At 49.0% G+C, this 16,387-nt stretch carries 16 protein-coding genes; 14 read left to right on the top strand and 2 right to left on the bottom strand.

Features of this window, described 5'->3' with window-relative positions; all coding sequences use genetic code 11:
* The first annotated feature begins 4 nt into the window (after positions 1–4).
* The 11 genes from darH (at position 5) to N909_RS0111345 (ending at position 11,092) form a co-directional block, all read left to right on the top strand.
* Positions 5–1,018 (top strand): BtrH-related acyltransferase DarH, encoded by a 1,014-nt coding sequence (gene darH, locus N909_RS0111290; RefSeq protein ID WP_036683104.1) that lies wholly within the window; start codon positions 5–7, stop codon positions 1,016–1,018.
* A gap of 15 nt (positions 1,019–1,033) precedes the next feature.
* A complete protein-coding gene (locus N909_RS0111295; RefSeq protein WP_029915114.1) occupies positions 1,034–1,798 on the top strand; it encodes an ABC transporter ATP-binding protein in 765 nt (254 codons plus the stop codon).
* Between the two features lie 10 nt (positions 1,799–1,808).
* On the top strand, positions 1,809–3,128 hold the full coding sequence (locus N909_RS0111300) for an ABC transporter permease (protein ID WP_051689706.1): 1,320 nt from the start codon (positions 1,809–1,811) through the stop codon (positions 3,126–3,128).
* A gap of 168 nt (positions 3,129–3,296) precedes the next feature.
* Positions 3,297–3,569 (top strand): phosphopantetheine-binding protein, encoded by a 273-nt coding sequence (locus N909_RS0111305; protein WP_029915118.1) that lies wholly within the window; start codon positions 3,297–3,299, stop codon positions 3,567–3,569.
* Between the two features lie 33 nt (positions 3,570–3,602).
* Positions 3,603–4,385 (top strand): hypothetical protein, encoded by a 783-nt coding sequence (locus N909_RS0111310; protein WP_051689707.1) that lies wholly within the window; start codon positions 3,603–3,605, stop codon positions 4,383–4,385.
* A gap of 343 nt (positions 4,386–4,728) precedes the next feature.
* Positions 4,729–5,418, top strand: coding sequence for a hypothetical protein (locus N909_RS0111315; protein ID WP_029915123.1), 690 nt, complete (start codon positions 4,729–4,731; stop codon positions 5,416–5,418).
* Positions 5,415–5,744 carry a hypothetical protein gene (locus tag N909_RS0111320; protein WP_029915125.1) on the top strand — a complete coding sequence of 110 codons (330 nt, stop codon included), beginning with the start codon at positions 5,415–5,417 and terminating at the stop codon, positions 5,742–5,744. The genes N909_RS0111315 and N909_RS0111320 overlap by 4 nt, the downstream gene beginning before the upstream one ends.
* A gap of 1,145 nt (positions 5,745–6,889) precedes the next feature.
* Positions 6,890–7,897: a tripartite tricarboxylate transporter substrate binding protein gene (locus N909_RS0111330; protein WP_029915129.1), complete on the top strand. Its 1,008-nt coding sequence runs from the start codon at positions 6,890–6,892 to the stop codon at positions 7,895–7,897.
* Between the two features lie 72 nt (positions 7,898–7,969).
* A complete protein-coding gene (locus N909_RS0111335) occupies positions 7,970–8,443 on the top strand; it encodes a tripartite tricarboxylate transporter TctB family protein (RefSeq protein WP_051689708.1) in 474 nt (157 codons plus the stop codon).
* A gap of 16 nt (positions 8,444–8,459) precedes the next feature.
* Entirely contained in the window at positions 8,460–9,971 is a 1,512-nt protein-coding gene (locus tag N909_RS0111340) for a tripartite tricarboxylate transporter permease (RefSeq protein ID WP_029915133.1), read from the top strand.
* A gap of 74 nt (positions 9,972–10,045) precedes the next feature.
* Positions 10,046–11,092 carry a Gfo/Idh/MocA family protein gene (locus tag N909_RS0111345; protein WP_029915134.1) on the top strand — a complete coding sequence of 349 codons (1,047 nt, stop codon included), beginning with the start codon at positions 10,046–10,048 and terminating at the stop codon, positions 11,090–11,092.
* A gap of 252 nt (positions 11,093–11,344) precedes the next feature.
* Here the strand turns inward: N909_RS0111345 and N909_RS0111350 are convergent, their stop codons facing one another.
* Positions 11,345–12,199, bottom strand: a complete 855-nt coding sequence (locus tag N909_RS0111350) for a D-amino-acid transaminase (protein ID WP_029915136.1) — start codon at positions 12,197–12,199, stop codon at positions 11,345–11,347.
* Between the two features lie 636 nt (positions 12,200–12,835).
* Here N909_RS0111350 and N909_RS0111355 point away from each other — a divergent pair.
* The 3 genes from N909_RS0111355 to N909_RS0111365 all read left to right on the top strand — a co-directional run bounded on the left by N909_RS0111355 (position 12,836) and on the right by N909_RS0111365 (position 14,975).
* Positions 12,836–13,213: a hypothetical protein gene (locus N909_RS0111355; protein WP_029915138.1), complete on the top strand. Its 378-nt coding sequence runs from the start codon at positions 12,836–12,838 to the stop codon at positions 13,211–13,213.
* Between the two features lie 384 nt (positions 13,214–13,597).
* Complete coding sequence (locus tag N909_RS0111360) at positions 13,598–14,329, top strand: hypothetical protein (RefSeq protein ID WP_029915140.1); 732 nt, start codon at positions 13,598–13,600, stop codon at positions 14,327–14,329.
* A gap of 160 nt (positions 14,330–14,489) precedes the next feature.
* On the top strand, positions 14,490–14,975 hold the full coding sequence (locus N909_RS0111365; protein ID WP_029915142.1) for a porin family protein: 486 nt from the start codon (positions 14,490–14,492) through the stop codon (positions 14,973–14,975).
* Between the two features lie 187 nt (positions 14,976–15,162).
* Here the strand turns inward: N909_RS0111365 and N909_RS0111370 are convergent, their stop codons facing one another.
* Positions 15,163–16,368 (bottom strand): aldo/keto reductase, encoded by a 1,206-nt coding sequence (locus tag N909_RS0111370; RefSeq protein ID WP_029915144.1) that lies wholly within the window; start codon positions 16,366–16,368, stop codon positions 15,163–15,165.
* Between the last annotated feature and the right edge of the window lie 19 nt (positions 16,369–16,387).

The following is a 16,387-nucleotide window of genomic DNA, read 5'->3' on the forward strand; positions in this document are numbered from 1 at the left end:
CAACGTGAATATCGATTTTCCCCATCGACAGTTTGCCCATTGCGAAAGCGGGGTGACCGCCAACCTGCTGAACTATTACGGCCTGCCCTGCAGTGAAGCCCTGGCTTTCGGCATCGGCGGCGGGCTGTTTTTCGCCTATGTCCCGTTTGTCAAAATCAATTTCCTGCCCCTGACCACTTTCCGGATCGGGCCGGGGAGTATTTTCAAGAAAACCACCAAACGGCTCGGGGTCAAGGTCGGTCGCCAGCAGTTCAAGGATCCCCGCGCAGCCGAACAGGAGCTGGACCGGTTGCTGGCCAGCGGCTGCCCGGTCGGTGCCCAGACCGGGGTGTTCTGGCTGCCTTATTTCCCGCCAGCTTATCGTTTTCATTTCAACGCCCACAACCTGGTGGTGTACGGCAAAGAAGGCGACGAGTACCTGATCAGCGATCCGATTTTCGAAGAACCGGTGCGCTGCGCGGCCCGGGACCTGCGCAAGGCGCGCTTTGCCAAAGGCGCACTGGCCCCGAAAGGGAAGCTTTACTATTTTGAGAAGATGCCGGAGCGGTTCGACGTGGCTCAGGCTGCCGTCGCGGGGATCAAGGATGCCTGTTGGGCGATGCTGAAAATCCCGCTGCCGCTGGTCGGAGTCCACGGCATCCGTCTGCTGGCCCGCCAACTGGCCAAATGGCCTGTCAAGCTGGGTGAGAAAGATGCGCTGCAGCATCTTGGTCATGTGGTGCGCATGCAGGAGGAGATCGGCACCGGCGGGGGCGGCTTTCGTCTGCTCTATGCGGCTTTTCTGCAGGAGGCCGCCGAGTTGTTACAGAATCGGCCGTTGCTGGAGTTGTCCGAGCGTTGCACCGCGGTTGGCGACCGCTGGCGGGAGTTTGCCGTGGCCGCCTCGCGGGTCTGCAAAGGGCGGCAGGCCGGACCGGATGCTTTCCGGGAGCTGGCTGAGCTGTTGCGGCACTGTGCCGGGCAGGAAGAGGCGCTCTTTACCGATCTGCACCGGGCCGTCAGCGCCAGAACCCGTTGAGCAGGATGCTGCGAGATGATGTCCGCCACTGTTAATGATATCGCCCTGAGTGTTGCCGACCTGGTCAAGACCTACCCCGGGGCAACGCGACCGGCCCTTGACCGGCTTTCCCTGGAGGTTGCGCGGGGCAGCATCTTCGGTCTGCTCGGGCCGAACGGGGCCGGTAAAACCACCCTGATCTCCATCCTTTGTACCCTGCTGCGGCCAAGCGCCGGAAGCGCGGCGATATTTGGTCAGGATGTGGTCCGCCAGGCCGGTTCGGTGCGCCGGACCATCGGCCTGGTGCCTCAGGATATCGCCCTCTACCCGACCCTGACCGCGCGGGAAAACCTGCGCTACTTCGCCCGAATTCAACGTTTGCCCCGGCGGCATCTCGAAGCGCGGGTCGAGGAATGTCTGGCCACGGTCGGGTTGCTCGATCAGGCTGATCGGCGGGTGGCGAGTTTTTCCGGCGGCATGAAGCGCCGCGCCAATCTGGCCGTGGGGATTCTTCATCAGCCCGAACTGCTGTTTCTGGATGAGCCGACCGTCGGCATCGACGCTCAATCGCGCAACCTGATTCTGGATCGGCTGACCGAACTGAATCGCGCGGGGATGACCCTACTTTACACGACCCATTACATGGAAGAGGTTCAGCAGCTTTGTGACGATATTGCCATTGTCGATTGCGGCAAGATCATTGCCCGTGGTGCGCCCCGCGCTCTGCTCGCCGAGCAGGACGCCTGCCAAAATCTCGAAGAACTGTTCCTGGCTCTGACCGGGAAGCAGTTGCGCGACTAAAGGCGATTGCATGCTGTTACTGGCCAACATCAAAAAGGAACTGCTGCTGCTAAGCCGCGACCGGGCCGGGTTGCTGGTGCTGTTTGTCATGCCCATGCTGCTGGTGCTGGTGCTGTCCCTGGTGCAGGACGACCTGTTCCGGGCATCCGGGCAGGCCGCCACCCGGGCGGTGTTTGTCAATCTTGATCAGGGTTTGGCCGGCGCGGATCTGGCCGCCCAATTGGAAGCGACCGGCGCCCTGGACCTGATCCGGAAGCAGGATGGCCAGGCCATCGGCGCGGACCAGGCCCGGCAACTGGTGCTCAGCGGCGCTTATCAGTTCGCCCTGGTCGTACCCAAAGATTTCAGTCAGGTTCTGGAAACCTCCGCCGAAAGCACGGTGCAAGCCGCATTGCGCAAAGAGAGCAGCTATCCACCTCTGGAAAAGCTGCTGGTCTATTTCGATCCGGCGGTGCGCGGGGTCTACCGCAGCGCCGTGACCACGGCTTTGCAGCAGGGGCTGTTAGCCTTGGAGATTGAGCGCAAAAGCGCCGCCCTCGGACGCTTGTTGCCAGCTGAACTGGAGCGGACCGTCAAAGAACAGTTGGGGCCGTACGGGGCACAAAATATTCCCATCAACCTGCCGCAGCTCGGCTCGGCCTGGGCGCGCAGGCCGCTGGTCAAACTGGATGAGGAATCGGTGTTTGCCGAAAAATATCCGACCCTGCCGACCTCGGTGCAGCAGAACGTACCGGCCTGGACTCTGTTCGGAATGTTTTTCATCGTCATTCCCCTGGCCGGGACCCTGATCCGCGAGCGTCAGGAAGGGACCCTGGCCCGACTGATGACCATGCCGGTCAGCAACCGCAGTCTGCTTCTCGGCAAGGTGAGCGCCTATCTGCTGATCTGCCTGGTGCAATTCGGCTTGATGCTGGCGGTGGGAAAGTTTATCCTGCCGCTGCTCGGTACCCCGGTGCTGGAACTTGGCTCGGCCCCCCTGGCGCTGCTGCTGGTTGCGCTCAGTGCGGCCCTGGCCGCCTGCGGCTACGGCATTCTGGTCGGGGTGCTGGCGCGCAGCTACGATCAGGCCTCGACCTTCGGCTCCGTCTCGGTGGTGATCGCCGCGGCCATGGGCGGGGTGATGGTGCCGGTCTATGTGATGCCGCGCGCCATGCAGTCCCTCAGCGTTTTTTCCCCCCTGGGCTGGGGGCTGGATGCGTTTCTGGATATTTTCGTGCGCAACGGCAGCCTTCACAGCGTTTTGGGCAATGTCGCTGCGCTGGCGCTGTTTTTTCTGGTCTGCCTCGGGTTTGCCCTGGTGGTGTTTCAGCGCTGGCGGCGGGGGCAATAGGCGGTTTTTATCTGTAAACGGCTCTTTTCAGTTGTTGCGGCGTTAATCTGTGGACTTTTTTGCCACAGCGGAACATGTCTCGATTTCGGTCTGAAAACTTAACGTTTGCCATCCCCTGGTTGCGGACGGCAAGCCATTTAATTGTATTGTCACAATGGAGCAAGCAGAATGAATGACAGGTTGGAAAGCGAACTGGTGGCCATGATTCTTGAGCTGTGCAGTGTCGATGATATCCAGGCCGAAGATGTCCCGGCGGATGCTCCGCTGATCGGCCCGGAATCAGCCATGGGCCTTGATTCCCTGGACGCGGTCGAGGTGGTGGTGGCCGTGCAGAAAAAGTACAATGTGCGCATCGGCGGCAAGAAATCGAGCCGCGAAGTGCTGCAGTCCATCGCCAGCCTGGCCGACTATATCCGGCGCAAGCAGCCTGCCTGTGCCTGATGCCCTGGCAGCCAATGGGCGAGTCCCACAGCGATGAGGTGGCCGCGCCTTTTTGAACTGGAAGATCAGCGCTGGCTGCCGCGTTTGCTTCGCAACCAGGTCACGGATGCTCTTCATGCGCTGATTGTGGACATGCGGGCCTATGCGCCGAGCATCCCGGAACTGCTCTGGGTCATGCAGCAGTCCAAAACCAAACAGGTGATCGACCTCTGTTCCGGCGGCAGCGGCCCCTGGCCCTACCTGCTCCGGGAAATCCGCAACTCGGAAGAGGTGATCGAACAGGTCACCCTGACCGATCTCTATCCCAATCAAGCCAGCCTGGAAAAGATCTCGGCAGCACATCCGCTGCTCAGCTATAAAGTCGAACCGGTCAACGCATTACAGATCAGCGCTGATCTAGTCGGGGTCAGGACTTTATTTTCCAGCTTCCATCACTTCAACCCGACCCAGGCCACAGCCATCCTCCAGGATGCCGTCAACCGGCAGATGCCGATCTGCATCTTCGAATTCACCGGCCGTCGCAAAGCTCATTTCCTGCTCATGCCGCTGATGACGGTGCTGCTGTTCACCCGGCTGCTGTTCCGCAAACCTTTTAGCCTGTCAAAGCTGCTGTTCTCCTACCTGATCCCCATTGTCCCCCTGATTTTCCTCTGGGACAGCACCATTTCCCTGTTGCACAGCTATTCCCAGGAAGAACTGGAAGACATCCTCGCCGCCGTCACCAACGCCGAATCCTTTATCTGGGAAATCGGCGAAAGCTCCTCACCCAAGACACCGTTGCAGAATACTTATCTGATTGGGTATCCGAAGGGGTGATTAACAGGTTGTTGAAAAAGTCCATCCTTGGCCTTTTTCAAGCTCGGTGGAGAAAATGTGATTTCCACCACCTTACAAAATCAATGCCTTAGCAAATCGGCATTGATTTTGATCGCCCATCTATGGGCTCGGCAGGCTGTTTAATTTGTTTTGGATTGTTTTTGTGCGCTTGTTGTTGAGTTGATTTGTCTAGATTTTCCTATGGACCTCGCTGAGAAAAATTTCAGAAATCTATCAGAATTGCTGGATATTATTTGAAAACTGGTCATTTTCTAGAAGTCCAGCCGTGTTATAGCACGGGCATTATCATTAAATGTAAATTGATTAAAAGGGGGGAAATATTATGCTGTCGTATAGATACCTGACCATCACGGTCTCTTTGCTCCTTTTGCTTGTCCTACCTGGTTGTGCATCACATTCCAACGTCTTCGAATTCCCTCAATGCGAAGGCCAATCCTGCAATATCACTGCAATCACTAAACCATTGCCTCCTCATCCGGAGAATGGTCGATATACGATCGATCTTGATCAATTCAGCATCATCCTCCCTTCACCACCATTACGGATTTACACACTCCTGGATGGTGATGTTTATGTGTACTTTGAAAATGGCGATTCATTAAGTTTCAGTTTGGACTCCCAAAAATCACTCTCAGAAGATGATCAATGGCCCGCCAGTAGCAATTACTCCATAGCTGATTCAGCTGAATTTATCTTTACAAAGGCAGAAAAAGACTTAGCAAGCCTAACGGATAAAGGTGACATATGGATAATGAAAAGGGCCTTGTTTTTAAAGGGAGAGCTTTTTGGTCCTCATAGTGAAATTCAATATTCAAGAAAAACCGATTTTTCTTTGTATTACTGGAACGACACGGCAATGAAAAACGTATGCTTTGCATACATATTCAGCGAAAGCATAAGGGACAGATACCTCAGGATATCATCAAACAATATGCAATTTGATGCCTTTAAAAGCATCGTAGCGTCTATCAAAACTACAGATCATTGCAGAATTCGGAGGGGCGATAAATGAATGAACTGACAGAAAGAGAAGAGAAAAACTTAAAAATAATACTCGTCCACATTTTTGGAAGTGAGGCTGCAAACTGGCCAATGAATAAAGATACCCTCAGGGCGACGGGTGATATGCTCGAAGGATCGAGAAGGTGCTCGGATGCCCTGGATTACGTTCCACGACCAGCGGGATTTATGCCTGGAGTTTCATATTTACGAAAGCAGCTTGAAGATTTGGCCCGTCGTGCAAGGCAGCATGATCAGCTGTATGAGGCCTGCAAAAGGGGCGCTAAGATAAAATGGAAATCGACTGTATACAACGCGGCTCAAGGACTTTATTACTGAAATTCAACAGGTTTTTAGTGATTTTATAGTTGCGGGAACCGCTACAGCACTGTCAGCACGGCTATTTCAAGATTTGAGTCTATGATGGAGGAGAATGTTACTGTCCGGGAAATGTATGTGCAGGTATGCCGGAAGATGAAAATCAGTCAACCGTAGACTTGACCTCTCCTTTTTTGACCCCTTCTTTCGGTTAACGGTTAACTAGGAGACAGGCCTGTTTTTAGATGTGAACCATTGTGTCTATGCATTACATCGTCGAATGTGAGTAGCAAATGAGAGTTCATTTGAGTACCGCAACGGTGATGTCCTATGAAAACAGGCGTCAGTCGATGAATTTGCACTTTAATCCTGTGGTGCTGTTCGAAGATAGCTGGCCCTTTCCGGTAGACCATTTGAAAGATATAAGCTGGAGTATAGAGGCCGAACCGGTAGGGAAGCTAGATTTTGAGTTCACCACTGGTTGCGGTTCACCGTTTGAGGCGCAAACGGATCGGAATTACATAGAATTTTTCCTGAGCAAGAAGAACGCGCCATTTCAATATGACGATTACCCTTGCCAGATACTATTCTCGGTTATATTGGACTCTCCTCATTCTGGTCCGATAGAGATAGATCATCGATTTTTTGGTGTGGTTAAAACAGTGTGGTCCAGAGGGCTACGATAAAATACATAACCAAGCTAGGCACAGCGAAGGCTTTTCTGTTGCGGCTTCGCCTCTACTACAAAGCCGCGCGTGCTGGCGGCGACAGGATGGACCGCTGTGTACTCCATCCCATCGGGCCGAGCTGTCTTACCTCACGCTATTGAGAGATTCCGCGCTACGCGTTCCACCTATCAATGGCGTTCGAGCCGACTGCGGTTCTCGACCCGAAAAATTTCGTTTCTCTGCCAAGATCTCTACAGCATACCCACGGGACTGCGATTACTTAAAAAAATCCATAGCCGAAATTGCATTTAATGTGACCTTAAATTGTTATCAATTTGGATCTGGCTATTGGAATTTTTCTTTATGTTTTTAAAAATATTGACATTTTAAGCGAATGATGTATCCTCACAATTAGGTTTTATATACTATCAAGAAGGATGTATTGGAGAGTCGATTGAGTCATTAATTCTTATTTACGCAAACAAATTAGGAGGAAAAATGTCAGGTGCACGTCTATTCTTTCTTGCCGCTCTTTTTGTCAGCTTCTCTTTTCCTGGGGCATTGCATGCTGAAGGTTTTCCCGGGAAAGCCCTCCAGGGAGTGATCATGTGGGGAGCTGGTGGAGCTATGGACAATGTCTCAAGGGCAGTAACCCCTAATGTCGAACCCAATTTGGGAACAGAAGTTGTTCTAGTAAATAAGCCTGGTGGAACAGGGGCAATAGCAACTCAGTTTGTGTTCAGTAGCAGGTCAGATGGCTACACTCTTCTCTATGGTGCTGAAAACCCTCAACTCTACGGTGTTTTGGGCTTGTCGAAGCTTGACTACAAAGATTTTTTTCCTGTGAATATTCTGGCACGGGGTCTCACTGTAATCCTGGTAAGAAATGATAGCCCATGGAAAAATCTCAAAGATCTCGTCAACGATGCGTTAGCTAACCCAAGCAAAATTAAAATGGGTGCAACTGGTCCTGGTGGTGTTCCGTATGTTGTTGGAAAACTTATTGATACCGTTACCGGCATAAAAACCTTATCTGTACCATTTAAGGGTGAGGGCCCCGGAATTACAGCCCTCTTAGGAGGTCATGTCGATTTTATTCCGACTGGTCTTGCCGCAGCCAGCGAGCATATTCGTTCTGGTCGCGTTCGAGCTATAGCCGTAGTCGACTCATCCCCCCTCACTTTGGGGGATAACGTCATCCCGGCCATTACTGATGATTTTGAAGCATTTAAAAAATACGTTCCTTGGGGGCCTTTTTACGGGGTTTTCTGTAAAAAGGATGTCCCTGAGGCTGCTAAAAAGATCTTGGTTGATGCTTTTAAAAAGGGAGCTGAGTCTGATCGGTTTAAAGAGTTCTTAAAAGCAAATCAATTGGTTTTGATGAATATAAATGGTGACGAAGCGAGTGAATATGCCAAGAGATGGCAGTCAGTTACAACTTGGTTGCTGCATGATGCCGGTGCTACCAAGATTTCGCCTGCTGAACTTGGTATTCCTAAGCCCTAATTCAAGTGAACCTCAAAGGCATCGTTTTTATTTTTAAAGCGATGCCTTTTTTTATGAAGAGGCCAAAGCAAAATGAATCATGAAAAAGGTAAGAAGCTTCGTGCTGGCGAGCTTTATTTCGATTACTTAGTTCTTGCTTTTAGTATTTTTCTTTTAATCGTTGCTTATCAAATTTCAGGATTTGCTATCAGTGGTCCCGGAACATTTCCAATGGCATCTACGGCAGTTATGGTCTTTTCAATGCTATTTGTCATTTTAGGAAATCGCAAATTAGAACGTGAAGTCAAAGATGGTTTCTTTAGTGAGTGTCGCCAAGCAATTCGCGAGGTTTTTACCCCGACTTTTTTCATTTATACTCTCATTGCAATTGCATATGTTGTCTTAATTCAGCCCTTGCATTTTTTGCCAGCATCATTCCTATTCCTGATTTCATCTATGATTTTCCTAAAAGGAAGCAGTCCAATTAAAGCGATATTAATATCAACGGGAACGTTGGCAGTTATTTATATCATTTTTCTATATTTCTTTAAAGTTCTTCTCCCATAAATAACAGAGGAAAATTATGACTGGATCAGCTATTTCTTACTTTTTTATGGGTTGGACTGATATCTCATTACTTTCATTGACTGCTCTTGGCACTTTTGCTGGGATTTATATCGGTGCAATTCCTGGACTGTCAGTAACCATGGCAGTTTCTATCTTGATTTCCTTTACTTTCTCATGGGATGTCAATTCCGCCTTGGCATTGATGGTGGGAGTTTATATGGGTGGAGTGTACGGCGGTTCGCGCTCTGCTATTTTACTTAACATTCCTGGGGCTCCTTCCTCTATTTCAACAAGCTTTGACGGTTTTCCTCTGGCCCAGCGAGGTGAAGCTGGGCAGGCCATTGGGATCAGTACTATCATCTCTGGAATTGGTGGTTTTATAGGTATTGTCGTACTGGCAATAGCTGCTCCCGCTGTTGCTGAATTCGCACTCAAATTTGCTCCTCGTGATTATCTGCTGCTGGCACTAATGGGGTTGCTTCTCGTTGGTAGTCTTTCTGGAGAATCAATGGCCAAAGGTATTTTTGCAGGAGCATTGGGTGTAACTTTGGGAATGGTGGGGATGGACCCTATGACCGCCGAGGGCCGTTTCACTTTCGGTTCCGTAGAACTCCTTGGGGGCATCCATTTTGTCATTGCAATGATTGGACTGTTTGGTTTAGCTGAAGCACTTTTTCAACTCCACTCGCTTAATTTAAAGCCGATCAAACAGGATGTCTCAAAGATCATTCCTTCTTGGGATGTCATCTTGAAATACTTGCCTCTGTCTATTCGGACTTCTCTCATTGGCGTTATTATCGGCGCGTTGCCTGGTACAGGTGGTGATATTGCTTCACTGATGGCATATGACCATGCCAAACGTTCAACTAAAAATCCATCCCGTCCATTTGGTGAAGGTGCTTATGAAGGACTTATTGCTCCAGAGTCAGCTAATAATGCTGCCGTAGGCGGTGCCTATATCCCAATGCTGACCTTGGGAATCCCAGGAGACGCGGTTACTGCTGTTTTTATCGGGGCATTATTTATTCACGGCCTAAAACCTGGGCCAATGCTCATGATCGATTCGCCCTATATGTTTTGGTTTATGGTAGGAAATCTTGTTCTGGCAAACATATTTATGGTCCTTTTCGGTCTTACGGGCATCAAGATTTTTGCCAAACTGGTCGAGATCAAAAAAGGAGTTCTCATTCCCTGTATTATCGTTTTGTCAGTTGTGGGCACATATTCGATTAATAACAACATGATAGATGTTTATTGGATGTTGGCTTTTGGAGTCGCGGGTTACTTGATGAAAATGTTCGGGTATCAGGTTGCTCCTGTGATATTAGGAATAATTCTTGGTCCATTAATGGACAATTCTTATCGCCAAGCAATGTTATCTGTAAATAATAATGTTGGGTCTTTCTTCTGGGATCTTGTGAGTAATCCATTGACATGCATATTGACTCTAGTAGTTATATTTATGATTATCAGCAACACATCTATTTGGAGAATAATCAAGAGACAAGTTCGTCAGGCTAAAGGTTAATTCATCTTACGTTGATGAGAAAATAATTACTTCTTCTTTTGGCCTGCGGAACGAAGGCCTAAGGACTGGTTGTCATGAAACAGGTACAACTAGGCATTATTGGTGGAGGCTGGATTTCGTCAAAACATATTGACGCGGCCAAAAAAATTAGTAATGGAGAACTGGTTGCCCTTTGTGACGTCGATGGATCACGTAAAATTGTGGCGGAGAAATTAGGGATTCCTTTCTTCTCGGACTACAGGGAAATGTTGGCACAAGCGGATCTTGATGGAGCGATAGACGCCACCCCTAATCACCTTCATGTTGCTATTGGAAGCGAATGTGCCAAACGCGGTATTCACATTTTAACCGAAAAACCTGTGACGACTACCCTTAAAGAGGGCAAGGAATTTGTAAAGATCATCAAACAGAGTGGCATCCGTTCACTGGTGGGGCATCATAGACGCCATTTTCCTTTAGTGAGAAGGGCACGGGAAATCGTAAGAGGAGGAGAGCTGGGAGAATTAGTTGGAATTTCAATTGTTTGGGCTTTAATGAAGGGGGATGATTATTTTATTCCCGAATGGCACTCATTGCCAGGAGGGGGGCCCGTTATGTGTAATCTAATTCATGAAATTGACAACCTGCGATATCTCTGTGGGAATGTTGCTGAGCTGACTGCAAAAACCAAACGCCTAGTTCGCACAGGAATGGTTGAGGATACCATCTCGATGAGCTTCGAAATGACAAGTGGGGCTCTCGGCACAGCCTTTGTTTCTGATACAACGCCATCTCCCTGGTCTTATGAACTTACCTCTGGAGAAAATCCCGAATTTTTCAAAACAGATCAAAATTGCTATCAATTTTTGGGCTCACAGGCTTCATTGTCTTTTCCCAGTTTGCAACTTTGGAGCCATGCTCATGGAAGTACTAAGGGTTGGTGGGAGCCGCTCATGGCCCGTTCTGAGAATGTTCCTTATGTTTCTCCTTTTGTCGCTCAGCTTGAGCATTTCTGCAAAGTCATCCAAAGACAGGAAGAACCGGTTATAGATGCTGAAGATGCGCTACTGACATTGGCCGTTCTGAAATCTAGTGAGACGGGTCGGGCAGTGCGTCCTGACGAACTTTTGGCAGCAAGTTAAACGATTGCTGACTTCAAAATCGCTCTAAATAATTGTCTAATCGAATTGGACTACGCGCTCTGACCTCTATCCCGTAAATAGGCTTCAGGTCTACCCTTGGCTTTTAAAGAATTGATGGCACCTTGCCCATACCTCCATCCCTTTGCCCATGACATATCCCGGAGCCTGGTATCGTGCGATGAACCGAGCCGTTGTCAGGACACCATCTTTCTAGATGAAGATCATTCTTACCTTTTTCAGGGGGTTTGTTCTTTAGAGATTTTTTTGCGCTGTATTGATGTAAATATCTCTCAACTTTAGAGTGAATCTGCCCGGCTTTCCATCAGCGATGGGCTTGCCATCAATTTCCACAACGGGCCATACAAAGGTTGTTGCTGAACTGATGAAAGCTTCTTTTGCTGCGTACGCTTCCTCAATAGAGAATGGACGTTCTTCAATTTCAATGCCGGTGTCTCTTGAGAGTTTCATCAATGAGTCACGTGTAATACCGCTCAGGATATCTTGACTCAAAGGGCGAGTAACCAATTTGCCTTCCTGGGTAATGATGTAGGCATTACTCGATCCACCTTCAGTAACAAAGCCATCTTCAATCAGCCAAACGTCATCAGCGCCAGCAGCGTGGGCAGCATGCTTCGCCAGGCAGGCCGGTAACAAACCGCTGGTTTTAATGTCGCGACGGCGCCAGCGAATATCCTCATAAGAGATGACCTTGATCCCTGTCTTCTTTTTGGGGGTGTTAACGATCTTTCTGGTTTGTGTAAAAAGAACTAATGTCGGTTCAATCTCTTCAGAATAATCAAAGTCCCTGTCACTTTCAGCACCACGCGACAGCTGAACATAGATGCTTCCTTCTGCAAGATTATTTTTTTCAATTAGCGACTCTTGAATTGCCGTGAGTGCTTCGCTAGTCATCGGCAGTTTGATTCCCAGCTCTTTCGCTGAGTGCTCCAACCTTGCCAAATGCCCCTCATTATCAATTAATTGACCGTCTAGCACGGCCGTGACTTCATACACCGCATCGGCAAAAAGAAAGCCCCGGTCGAAAATTGATATCTTTGCTTCGGTTTCAGGGATATATGCTCCATTTAAGTAAACGATACGTTCCATCATAAACATCCTTCATTTTGTTCCGTGGTTGGTGGCAGCAATAAGGGAGAAAGCCTGCATGGTTGTGCCGTCAATGTGATGGCCGGATCGGTGCAGCCGAGCCGAGGGGTTTGCTAATATGTCTCATTCGGTTTTCTGTCGTCCAGGCACGAATGGAGCGTCGCTTGTTAAAAAGATCCCCATTACCGGTCATCAAGATTTCGCTGTCCAAACTAATCTTGGAGTCTGGCCTGGTCAAGCATTTGCAGCAACCGGGAAAAAGAATATCTTAGCCCTGGAAAAGAGTGGATAGTCTGATAATGTGGATCAGAATTCGCCTCATTGCCGTAAGAGTCACCCAATTTTTAAAAATTTCTTCCTGAAAAATATCGGAAACAGACTCTTCGTCCTATTTGGCAAGACCAAGGTTAATAGTCTTTGACAGCATGCAGCCCTGACCTGGGTTCATCGATTTGGGACCACTGTGAGGAAAAGTGTCGAAAAACAGAAAAAAGTCAGAACGCAGGGGTATAAGAGAAGAGAGCCTATCAAGTGGACGAAAAATTCGAGCGACTAAATTTGAAAATATCCGGCAGTGGCCGAAATCTTACGCTGCCGGTGTTTATCTAATTCCGTAATACACTTGAAAGCAAATATATGTTCCAACAGCAAACCATATACATAAAAGTGTCTATCAATAGATTTGATCTTCGGCATATTGAATCTGGGAAAATAATTTCAATTTTAGCAGTTGAGCCATTTACGACAGAACGCCTTCTGATTGGCCAGTTCCATTCGGCGGAGAAAGCTCTTAACGATGGAATAAAACAAATCACAGGTCATCGGTTAATGGCATCAAAACCAAGAGTGCTCATACAGCCCAGGGAAAAAATTGAGGGTGGTTTATCTGAAGTTGAAGAAAGAGTTCTGCTGGAAGTGGCAACAGCTGCAGGGGCAAAAGAAGTAAAAGTGTGGGTTGGTCATGAACTGTCAGACCATGAAGTGATAGAAAAGATAAAAAAGCCAAATGGATGAAGCAAGATTGGGTGATTATTGTAAGGATGCTGTCAATCTGCGGGTTTTCTTGTGCGGCGTAAAGGACTACGCCTCCGCGCAACCCCTTGATTTCGTTGTCACAACGAAAAATTGCTCGTTTCCAATCTGAAAACTTAGCCGTTGCCCTTCGGAGTTTCCGGATGACAACTAGCTAGCAGGTTGAGTCTTCGAGTGGGATGAAATCGAAGAGGCTCCGGATCAGAAAATTAAAGCGGACGGAGAATAGCTGCGCTGATATTCGTAACCATGTGATAGGGGGATAACGGCATTCGGGGACCTAAGAAAGTCAAATCCCGAAGCTGATTTTTTTCAACATTGGGACATCGGTTTTTTTGCGTCCAAGGCAAAGTAAAGGATGGGGCAATGGCAGGATCATTAGTAGCAATAGCATTTTTTATCCTTCTTGTATTTTTGTGTGTAAAAGGCGTCATGTGGGGTGCGTCCTTCTTGGTGCTCGTGCAAGGGACTGTTTCGTGCCTTGTTATCTCACTGATCATCCTTTTTGCCCTTCCGGAAGGAAGCCAAGTGGTTGGACCGAATATTCCCTATCTGCCGATCAGTGTTTCCGCGGTCATTCTGGTCTCGGCTGTACTGTCAATCGTTATTGCCCAAAGAAACAGAAAAGAAGCTACTGGAAATAATCACAAGGCAGGTATTGCTGTTTTGACGGTTGGGGTTGTTCTTTGGATTATTGGTTTTCTTGCGTTTTGTTTGTTCGTGTTTGGTAACCTTGAAGGGGGGCCGGACTCCAAAGCTGCTGCCCTATCTTTTTCAGCTTTAACTTATGCAGGCTCAATCTCGCTGTTCCTTGCAACAACATATGAATCAGTCAGGTTTCCCAATATTTATCGCTGGATCATATTTTGGGCTTCAAACTTGATGTTTTCGGCAATTTTTATATGTAGCATGATTTTTCTTTTTGCCTTTCCAGGTGTTCAACCGACAACACACTCTTTCTGGGCTGCGATAAATTCAATTAACTATGTCCCCGTTGCACTGTTATACATAGCCATCAATCATCGTTTTGTGAAGAAAAAGCTGATCAGTCAGCCAAGCCTCCGGGGGGAAGACACGGCTGCTTTTAAATTTGAGTAATAGTCGTGGGATGCCAAAATCTTACGCCGTCGCTTGCAACGTGAGGTCTTAATCTGAAGTTTTAGAATTTTTATTGAGCTGTGACTTTTTTTATAGGTTTGTCGGGAAGTCATACCCTGTTGGAAATTAGCCATTCATATCAATCACGGAGGGTGCCACCATGTACAAGTCCAAACGTTTTATTATCGCAGTTTTGCTCATTGTCAGTTTCTCTTCCGTTCCGGCGTTCAGTGCGGAGTTAGAGCATGTCGTTGGGGCTGGAATAGGTCTTCCTTATGGGGGCTTTGGGGTGAATTATGAGTTGGGTGTTTGTGATTACTTTGCCCCGGTTTTGGGGGTCGGTCTTCTCCCGGACAACATCGGCTGGAATGTCGGTGCCAGGTTGTACTACCCCGGTCGGGATGCAAAGTTCAGGGCTCGTCTTACTGCACTTTACGGCACGAATACTCTTGTTGAACACAAACATTCCAATGACGATTATGACACCGAAACAGGCATGTCCGGCGGCGTTGGGCTCAACTGGCGATTTGCGCAACATTGGGCCCTTGATGCAGATCTTTTTGTTGTGGAGAATGATGTTCCTGATGGTTATGAACAAGAAGGGTCTGATGTCAAAATAGCGCTCGGATGCAGTTTTCGTTGGTAGATAATAAATAGGGGATAAGCCTGCTCCTGGCTTTTATGTGATTGGCATTTTCCTCATATTTCCAGGCTTTTATGAATGACATGCCCCTGGGCCTGGAATCATGTGATGAACCGCGCCAGCACTCTTTTCGACTGGCAAGGTCTATGAAAGACCCTGGTCAGCAGAAAAGAGCGCTGGCATAGCAAATTCACTGTGCCTGCTTCAACATGATCTTGCGCATTGTGTCCAGGCGCTGGGGAAGCCCCTCGTCTTCCAGGTCGGCAACAACTTGAGACAACATATCGGGAATTTTGATTTGCTGAGGGCATTTTTCGATGCATTGCCCGCATTGAACACACTGCGACGCGTAGCCGGGGACGCCATCCGTCAGATCTCCACCCATGCGAAAAGCGTAACTCAACCGCGCGACATCAGACTGGTTGAACATATGGAAGTTATTAAACACTTCAAAGCAAATAGGGATATTGACGTCAACCGGACAGGGCATGCAGTAACCGCAACCGGTGCAACCAACTTTCATCAAGCGGCGATAGGTCATGCCCGCTTCTGCAACCAGTTCAAGCTCTGAGGAGTTTAGAACTCCGGGTCGGGCCTGTCCTGCCAGAGCCAGGTTCTCATCAATATGGGATTCTTCATTCATCCCGGACAGGATCACCGTCACCTCCGGGCTATTCCAGATCCACAGCAAAGCCCAGGCCACCGGAGTACGGGGGAACTCGGCCTTCGCCCAGATCTCTTCAATGGCTGGCGGCGGCGTCGGGCGGCCAAGATTGCCACCCCGAAGCGGTTCCATGATAATCACGGCCAGGTTTTTTGAAGCCGCATATTTGAGTCCGGCGACTCCGGCCTGGTAGGATTCATCCAGATAATTATACTGAATCTGGCAGAATTCCCAGGGATAGGCGTCGACGATGCGGTTAAAGTCTTCGGGCAGGCCGTGATATGAGAAACCGGCATTGATAATACGGCCATCGGCCTTGGCCTGATCAAGAAACTCAAAGATTCCCAACGCCACCATCTTGTCCCAGACAGGGCCGGTGAGGGTGTGAACCAGGTAGTAGTCGATGTGATCCGTCTCCAGCTTTTTCAACTGGGCATTCAGAAAACGGTCCATATCCTCCCGGGTTTTGACCAAAAATGACGGCAGTTTGGTGGCAAGTTTGACCCGCTCTCGGTAACCTTCCTGCAGGGCCTTCCCCACGAGGGGTTCACTCTGCCCTGCATGGTATGGCCAGGCGGTATCAATATAATTGACCCCGCGGTCAATAGCCGAGCGGATTTGTGCAATCGCCCGGGGCTCATCAATCTGTCCATCCCGGGTCGGCAGGCGCATACAGCCGAAGCCTAAAATGGACAATTCATCTCCGTTTTTGGGAACCTTGCGATATAACATACTATTCCTCCTTGAGCCT

Origin of the sequence: Pelobacter seleniigenes DSM 18267 (assembly GCF_000711225.1) — a bacterium.
Taxonomy (GTDB): domain Bacteria; phylum Desulfobacterota; class Desulfuromonadia; order Desulfuromonadales; family Geopsychrobacteraceae; genus Seleniibacterium; species Seleniibacterium seleniigenes.

Excerpts from the sequence above, each read along its gene's own strand:
- N909_RS0111295 (WP_029915114.1), top strand. The coding sequence starts at position 1,034 with ATGATGTCCGCCACTGTTAATGATATCGCCCTGAGTGTTGCCGACCTG.
- N909_RS0111300 (WP_051689706.1), top strand. The coding sequence starts at position 1,809 with ATGCTGTTACTGGCCAACATCAAAAAGGAACTGCTGCTGCTAAGCCGC.
- N909_RS0111305 (WP_029915118.1), top strand. The coding sequence starts at position 3,297 with ATGAATGACAGGTTGGAAAGCGAACTGGTGGCCATGATTCTTGAGCTG.
- N909_RS0111310 (WP_051689707.1), top strand. The coding sequence starts at position 3,603 with ATGAGGTGGCCGCGCCTTTTTGAACTGGAAGATCAGCGCTGGCTGCCG.
- N909_RS0111315 (WP_029915123.1), top strand. The coding sequence starts at position 4,729 with ATGCTGTCGTATAGATACCTGACCATCACGGTCTCTTTGCTCCTTTTG.
- N909_RS0111320 (WP_029915125.1), top strand. The coding sequence starts at position 5,415 with ATGAATGAACTGACAGAAAGAGAAGAGAAAAACTTAAAAATAATACTC.
- N909_RS0111330 (WP_029915129.1), top strand. The coding sequence starts at position 6,890 with ATGTCAGGTGCACGTCTATTCTTTCTTGCCGCTCTTTTTGTCAGCTTC.
- N909_RS0111335 (WP_051689708.1), top strand. The coding sequence starts at position 7,970 with ATGAATCATGAAAAAGGTAAGAAGCTTCGTGCTGGCGAGCTTTATTTC.
- N909_RS0111340 (WP_029915133.1), top strand. The coding sequence starts at position 8,460 with ATGACTGGATCAGCTATTTCTTACTTTTTTATGGGTTGGACTGATATC.
- N909_RS0111345 (WP_029915134.1), top strand. The coding sequence starts at position 10,046 with ATGAAACAGGTACAACTAGGCATTATTGGTGGAGGCTGGATTTCGTCA.
- N909_RS0111350 (WP_029915136.1), bottom strand. The coding sequence starts at position 12,199 with ATGGAACGTATCGTTTACTTAAATGGAGCATATATCCCTGAAACCGAA.
- N909_RS0111355 (WP_029915138.1), top strand. The coding sequence starts at position 12,836 with ATGTTCCAACAGCAAACCATATACATAAAAGTGTCTATCAATAGATTT.
- N909_RS0111360 (WP_029915140.1), top strand. The coding sequence starts at position 13,598 with ATGGCAGGATCATTAGTAGCAATAGCATTTTTTATCCTTCTTGTATTT.
- N909_RS0111365 (WP_029915142.1), top strand. The coding sequence starts at position 14,490 with ATGTACAAGTCCAAACGTTTTATTATCGCAGTTTTGCTCATTGTCAGT.
- N909_RS0111370 (WP_029915144.1), bottom strand. The coding sequence starts at position 16,368 with ATGTTATATCGCAAGGTTCCCAAAAACGGAGATGAATTGTCCATTTTA.